Consider the following 6,420-nt stretch of genomic DNA (forward strand, 5'->3'; position numbering starts at 1 on the left):
CCACCCGACCCGGAGGGACTTGCGGAGAATCGGAGCCGATGCGAACCTCGCCGCAACATGGCTCGCGCGCGTTCTGATTCTCCGCCTCTCTTTGAGATCATCGAGAAGCCCGACTTCTCCTTCGAGACGAAGGCGATGGCGGAGGGCCTGTGGCCGGTCGCCGGGATGGACGAGGCAGGCCGCGGCCCCCTGGCCGGGCCGGTGGTCGCCGCAGCGGTGGTGCTCGATCCCGCCAACATTCCCGACGGCCTCGACGATTCCAAACGCCTCAGCCATTTACAGCGTGAGGCCCTGTTCCTGCGCATTCTCGGCTCCGCACAGGCGGTCTCGATGGCCTCCATCAGCGCCGAGGGCATCGACGGCAGCAACATCCTCAAGGCAAGCCTGGAAGCCATGCGGCGCGCGCTGGTAGGGCTGTCGGTCCGGCCGAAGCTTGCGCTTGCCGATGGACGCGACGTGCCGCCGGGACTGCCTTGTGAAGGGCGCGCGCTGATCAAGGGCGACCAGCGTTCGCAGTCGATCGCCGCCGCCTCGATCGTCGCCAAGGTGATGCGCGACCGCATGATGTGCGGCTGCGGCAACCATCACGACCGCTACGGGTTCGAAGTCCATATGGGCTACGCCACGGTTCGTCATCGCACCGCGATCGAAGCGCATGGCCCGGTGGCGCGGCTGCACCGCGTGTCGTTTGCGCCATTCCGGCTGGGTGGGGCCGAGGTGGACGTGGTGGAAGAAGAGAGCTTCGCCGGGCTGGATTGAGCGACGACGACGACAAGCCAATCTCCCCCCTTGTGGGGGAGATGTCCGGTAGGACAGAGGGGGGCGCTGTCCCGCCGGCCTCTCAATCGATTGCAGTTATGCCCTCAGGCTTGTCCCGATAGACCTTAGGACAACAAAGGTTAGCGTTCCTTCACGCCCCCCTCTGCCCTGCCGGGCATCTCCCCCACGAGGGGGGAGATTGGCAGCTTCAGCGCCGCAACAAAAAAGCCGCCGGGTTGCCCGGGCGGCTTTCGATGACTGGCTAGACGAACCGCCTAATTCAGCTTCGACTTCACGTCCGCGAGCGAAGCCTTGAACAGATCTGCACCGGCCTTGGCGTCGATCTTGCCGGCAAGCAGCGCGCGTGCTGCCTCGACGGCGATGTCGACGGCGCTGGCGCGCACTTCGCTGATGGCATCACGCTCGGCCTGACCGATCTTCTGTTCGGCAAGCGCGGTGCGCCTGACGACATAGTCCTCGGTCTTCTTATGCGCGTCGGCGGCAAGCATGTCGGCTTCGCGCTTGGCGGCAGCGACGATGTCGGCGGCCTCCTGCTCGGCTTCCTTGCGCTTGCGCTGGTACTGGCCGAGCAGCTGCTGGGCCTCCTCGCGCAGCCGGCGCGCTTCGTCCAGTTCATTGCTGATCCTGGCGGCACGGGCGTCGAGCGCCTTGGCGATCATGCCAGGCACCTTGATGTAGACGGCAACGCCGAGGAAGATGATCAGGGCTATCGTGGCCCAGAGCGTCGCGAGAGATGTGTAATCCATGATGCGCTCCTCACCGGGCCACGGATTTGACCGCGGCCGCGATCTCGGCCTTGCTGGCCTTGCCGCCAACCAGAGCCTCGACGATCGCCGAAGCGGTGTCCTCGGCGATGCTGCCGACTTCCTTCATGGCATTGGCCTTGATGGAAGAAATGCGGGCTTCGGCTTCGCCAAGCTTCGCGTCGAGCGCAGCCTCGACCTTCTTGCGAGCGGTGTCGGCCTCGGCCTTGGCAGCGTCGTTGGCCTGCTGGCCGATCGCGTTGGCCTTGGTCTTGGCTTCCGCCAGTTCCTGCTCGTAGGCAGCAACGGCGGCGTCGGCCTCGCCCTTCAACCTGGCCGCCTGGTCGAGGTCCTGCGTGATGCGATCGTTGCGGACATCGATGATGCCGCCGACGCGCGGCATCACCACCCGCTTCAGGAAGAGATAGAACAGCCCGAAGGTGATCGCCAGCCACAGAAGCTGCGACGGGAACGTCGCCGGATCGAATGGCGGAAACGTGCCATGCGCTTCAGCAGGCACGCTGGTGCCGGAATGCGTGTCGCCTTCCGTCGCAGCGTGGCTGGTATCGGCTGATGGCGCGGACTCTTGCGCAAAGGCAGATGTCACGAACATGGACTATCCCCGAAATTCAGGCCCGCCGCTTGCGCGGCCGGCCTGTCCAATCTTCCCGAGTGCTCAGCCGAACAGGGCCAGAAGCGCGATGAGAAGCGAGAAGATGCCCAGAGCTTCGGTCACGGCAAAGCCGAAGATCAGACGGCCGAACTGGCCATCGGCGGCCGACGGGTTGCGCAGTGCGCCCGCCAGGTAGCTGCCGAAGATGTTGCCGAGGCCAATGCCCGCGCCACCCATGCCCAGGCAAGCGATGCCGGCGCCGATGTACTTTGCTGCTTCTGCGTCCATTTGTTCAACTCCTTTGGATCTAAAATTCCGTTGCGATTCCATCCGGCGCCAATGTTGGAAATCTTTGGGCCGGAAACTTTTGGACCTAGTGCCCTGGATGCAGGGCGTCGTTGAGATACATGCAGGCCAACACGGCAAAGACGTAGGCCTGCAGGAAGGCGACCAGCAGTTCCAGTGCCGTCAGCGCCACCGCCATCGCCAGAGGCAGGATCGAGCCGGCGACGCCAACCGCGCCGAGCGCGCTCAGGCTGACGACGAAGCCGGAGAACACCTTCAGCGTGATGTGGCCGGCGAGCATGTTGGCGAACAGACGAACCGAGAGGCTGACCGGGCGCGACACGAAGGAGATTACTTCGATCAGCACCACGAGAGGCAGCAGGAAGACCGGCACGCCGTGCGGCACGAACAGTTTCAGGAAGCCAAGACCATGCTTCATGAAGCCGTAGACGACCACGGTTGCGATCACCAGCACGGCAAGGCCGAAGGTGACGATAATGTGGCTGGTGACGGTGAAGAAATAGGGGAACAGGCCAAGCAGATTGGCGACGAGCACGAACATGAACAGCGAGAACACGAGAGGGAAGAACTTCATGCCCTGCGTGCCGGCGGCGTCGCGCAACATGTTGCCGACAAACTCGTACGCCATCTCGGAGACCGACTGAAGCCGCCCGGGAACCAGGCTGCGGCTCGACGTCGTGAGAAACAGGAATCCAGCCGCGACGATCACGGTTGCGACCATGAACAGCGCCGAATTGGTGAAAGACAGGTCATAGCCGCCGATGTCGATCGGAATCAGCTTGTTGATATGGAACTGGTGGATCGGATCGACCTTGTCAGCTGCCACGTTCAAACCCCGTCAATGCCGCGTACGGCCTCGTTACCATTACCGCACATGGTGCGCGGTCATTTCTTGTCGTCTTGGCCACGGCGCGATTTATCGCCCTGTCCAAATTCTGCCACGACGCCGGCGGAACGCATCACATTGAGCACTCCGGCGCCAAAACCAAGCAGCAGAAACACGATCAGACCCCATGGCGATGTCCCCGCCAGACGGTCGATGACCCAGCCGATGCCGGCACCCACCACCACCCCGGCGATAAACTCGCTGGAGAGTTTGAGCGCCTGACCATAACCGGCCACACTGCCCGCTTTCGCGTCGTCTTTCCCCTCGAGCCGGCCCGGCCGCCTTGTCGCAAGCGAAGCTTCAAGGTCACGGCGGCGGCGCTCAAGATCGTCGTCGCGGATGTCGGGTTCATGCTGATTGCCGCGGCCGGTTTCTCCGGTTCCGTCTGGCCCATTCTTGTCGGCCATCGCAACCCCCCTGCCCGGTCAGACCGTCACCGTCCGTCCGCTTCTAAAGTCGCCGGCAACATAGTTAGAGGGTTTGCGCCCGTCAAGCCACGGGCGGAAGTTCATTGCCATGTATTTTAGGCAATAAAATCAATGAATTACGAAGGTGCGACATCGTGCCCGCCAGGATGACGAGGATGCATGGCGCGAATCCCCCGCGCAATGGCTCTTTGATCGGCTGCGCGCCACATCAAGGATCAGCGGCTGCTCCGCACTCAGCTCCAGCCGCCGCCATAGGTCCGATAGAAGATATGCAGGCCGATCTTGGTCATCTTCTGCATCGTGCGCGCCCAGCCGGGGTGGACATATTGGGCATAGTAGTGGGTCGACGATCCGACTTCCGGAATGAAGATCTTGCCGGCGGTGACGGCCATGGCGATCTCCTGGGCGGTCTTGTAGGCGGCTGGGCTATCGATGCGCTTCTTCCTGCCGTCGCAGGCGAAGGAGAACTGGCAACGGTTGAACCAGCTGTCGTTCTGGTAGACGACGCCGCAGATCGAATTCGGATAGGTCGGATTGCGGACGCGGTTGAGGATGACCTGAGCGACAGCGGCTTGGCCGCGCACGGATTCGCTCCTCGCCTCGAAATAGATTCCGTTGGCAAGGCATGCCTGCTCCTTCTTGGAGAAGACACTCGCCGGCAGCGGGTTCTGGATCCACGAATGATCGCCCTTGGCCATCGGCGGAATGAAGCGGCCCTCATTGGGCTGCTCGTCCTGAAGCAGGGCCTCGAAGGGCGATGCCTTGGCATAGTCCGGCTCGGATTGCGCATAGGCGGTGGCCAGCACATCCGGATGGTCGTTGTTGACCAGCGCCGCCAGCATGGCCGGCACGCCGGGATCCGGCTTCTTGTCCTCGCGCGCATGGAATGCCGCGGCGATCTGGATTTCCTTGCCTTTGATCTGCGGCTTGGCGAAAGCCATTTTCAGGCCGCTGTCCATGCTGGGTCGCAGCAAGGAGGAGGTGCGCTCGAAGATCGAGCCGGCGTTGAAGTTCTTCGGGGGTGCGACGGGAGACATCTGGACGATGCGCCCTTTCTTCTCGGCGCGCACGACGCGGTCCTCATCGGGCGTGGCGCTGACCTTGCCGCCCTTGCCGCGAAACGACACGTTGCCGACACCGGCCAGGTGGACGCCCGATCCGGAAATGGAGCCGGTGACATCGGAATCGACAAAGGGCATCTCGGCCGCGTGGGTCGAGCCGGCGACGGATTTCTCGACATAGGAATTCCAGCGCGTGCTCGATGCTTCGAGGCCGGAAACGAGGCTCGTCATGTCCTGATAGGCGGCGACGGTCGGAAAGCCGATCCAGATGCCGAAACCGATGACGAGCGGACCCAGAAAGCCACGTTTTCTCTCACCGGCGGCGGCAACCAGCCGCTTCAACACACGTCGATGCACGGAACTCTCTCCAGGAACGCTACAGACCCCACTGGAGAGCAAAATGATGCATTAACCTTGATGGGACGTTAACGGATTCGATCGGGTTTTCCCGGTCGGCCCGAGGTCGTGGTTGCGAAGTCGGGCGATTTTGCGGCCGGACCATTCAGGCCGGGCGCAGGAAGATCGGCCGGGCGATCAGCGCGCAGATGGCGGCCGCCAGCCAGACGCCGGACCAGGACCAGAGGTGCAAGAGCCCCGGAATGGCCACCGGCACCAGGAAGAAGCCGACGAAAACAAAGGTGTTGGCAAGGCTGAGCGCGGTTCCGACATGGCCGGCGCCGGCAAGGGTGGCAAGCTCGGTGTAGGCGACGCCGTGCCAGGCGGAGACAGAGATGCCTGCGACAATAAGCACGACCGGAAGAACCGCCGACCAGATGAGCTGGCCGCCCGGAATGGTTGGGCCGAACAGGACCAGCAGCCAAAGCATGGCGAAGGCAAGGGCGCTGAACGCGCTGCACAGGCGAAGAAATTGGCGGCGGTTGCCATAACGGTCGGTGAAGCGGCCGCTCCAGATGCGCATGACCATGGCGCTGATCTGCACCGCGGCGAGGCTGGCACTGATTGCCGCCGTTCCCAACCCAACGAAGTCGTGCAGGAATACGGAGGCGAAGGTGAGCACGGCCACCTGCGGAAAGCAGAGCAGGCCGATGGCGGTCGCGATACGCCAGACGTCGCGATTGCGCAGCGGCGCCGGTCCGGCCACAGCCGAAGCGGGATGGCCCTCGCCCGCCGTCGGCGGCTCGTGCAGCCAGCGCCAGGCGAACAGGGCAGACAGAGCGGATGCACCCGCCAGGACTCCGAACACCGCGGCAAAGCCGAAAGCCAGCGCAAGCGAGGGCAGCACGAGCGCGCCAAGGCCGCCGCCAAGCGGCACCGCCGTCTGCCTGATGCTCATGGCGAAGCCGCGCTCGTTTTCCCGGAACCAGCCCATGATGGCGCGGCCGCTCGAACCGTTGACGCTGCCGCCGAGCAATCCGGTGATGAATAGGCTCGTGGAGAGCAGCGTGACATCGGGAGTACCGGTCCTTGTCGGCACGACCAGCATCGCCATGACCAGGAGCCACGCCGCCGTCGCGCCGAGCCCGATCAACAGCACGCGGCGGTCGCCCCAGCGATCGGTGAGCAAGCCCCAGGGCAGTTCGCTGAGCGCGACCCCAAGCCCGAGAAGGCCGAGCGCCAGACCGAGTTCGGCATTGCCTAGGTG

At 63.8% G+C, this 6,420-nt stretch carries 8 protein-coding genes; 1 reads left to right on the plus strand and 7 read right to left on the minus strand.

Annotation, left to right across the window (positions count from 1 at the left end; all coding sequences use genetic code 11):
- Positions 1–57 precede the first annotated feature (57 nt).
- Complete coding sequence (locus ENZ75_RS16750) at positions 58–759, plus strand: ribonuclease HII (RefSeq protein WP_027164182.1); 702 nt, start codon at positions 58–60, stop codon at positions 757–759.
- Between the two features lie 275 nt (positions 760–1,034).
- Here ENZ75_RS16750 and ENZ75_RS16755 read toward each other — a convergent pair whose 3' ends face one another.
- The 7 genes from ENZ75_RS16755 to ENZ75_RS16785 form a co-directional block, all read right to left on the minus strand.
- Positions 1,035–1,526: a F0F1 ATP synthase subunit B gene (locus tag ENZ75_RS16755; RefSeq protein ID WP_013532841.1), complete on the minus strand. Its 492-nt coding sequence runs from the start codon at positions 1,524–1,526 to the stop codon at positions 1,035–1,037.
- A 10-nt stretch (positions 1,527–1,536) separates the two neighbouring features.
- Positions 1,537–2,136, minus strand: a complete 600-nt coding sequence (locus ENZ75_RS16760; protein ID WP_013532842.1) for a F0F1 ATP synthase subunit B — start codon at positions 2,134–2,136, stop codon at positions 1,537–1,539.
- A 63-nt stretch (positions 2,137–2,199) separates the two neighbouring features.
- A complete protein-coding gene (locus ENZ75_RS16765; RefSeq protein WP_006206606.1) occupies positions 2,200–2,424 on the minus strand; it encodes a F0F1 ATP synthase subunit C in 225 nt (74 codons plus the stop codon).
- A gap of 85 nt (positions 2,425–2,509) precedes the next feature.
- Positions 2,510–3,268, minus strand: a complete 759-nt coding sequence (locus tag ENZ75_RS16770) for a F0F1 ATP synthase subunit A (protein ID WP_024502633.1) — start codon at positions 3,266–3,268, stop codon at positions 2,510–2,512.
- A gap of 59 nt (positions 3,269–3,327) precedes the next feature.
- Positions 3,328–3,735 (minus strand): AtpZ/AtpI family protein, encoded by a 408-nt coding sequence (locus ENZ75_RS16775; RefSeq protein ID WP_013532844.1) that lies wholly within the window; start codon positions 3,733–3,735, stop codon positions 3,328–3,330.
- A gap of 254 nt (positions 3,736–3,989) precedes the next feature.
- On the minus strand, positions 3,990–5,174 hold the full coding sequence (locus tag ENZ75_RS16780; protein WP_063167648.1) for a cell wall hydrolase: 1,185 nt from the start codon (positions 5,172–5,174) through the stop codon (positions 3,990–3,992).
- A gap of 145 nt (positions 5,175–5,319) precedes the next feature.
- On the minus strand, positions 5,320–6,420 hold a 1,101-nt coding region (locus ENZ75_RS16785; protein WP_206617047.1), incomplete at its 5' end, for an MFS transporter.

This window comes from Mesorhizobium sp. M7A.F.Ca.CA.002.04.1.1 (assembly GCF_004022805.1).
Lineage (GTDB): Bacteria > Pseudomonadota > Alphaproteobacteria > Rhizobiales > Rhizobiaceae > Mesorhizobium > Mesorhizobium ciceri.

Bases quoted from the DNA above. Each gene is read 5' to 3' on its own strand.
- ENZ75_RS16750 (WP_027164182.1), top strand. From the start codon at position 58: ATGGCTCGCGCGCGTTCTGATTCTCCGCCTCTCTTTGAGATCATCGAG.
- ENZ75_RS16755 (WP_013532841.1), bottom strand. From the start codon at position 1,526: ATGGATTACACATCTCTCGCGACGCTCTGGGCCACGATAGCCCTGATC.
- ENZ75_RS16760 (WP_013532842.1), bottom strand. From the start codon at position 2,136: ATGTTCGTGACATCTGCCTTTGCGCAAGAGTCCGCGCCATCAGCCGAT.
- ENZ75_RS16765 (WP_006206606.1), bottom strand. From the start codon at position 2,424: ATGGACGCAGAAGCAGCAAAGTACATCGGCGCCGGCATCGCTTGCCTG.
- ENZ75_RS16775 (WP_013532844.1), bottom strand. From the start codon at position 3,735: ATGGCCGACAAGAATGGGCCAGACGGAACCGGAGAAACCGGCCGCGGC.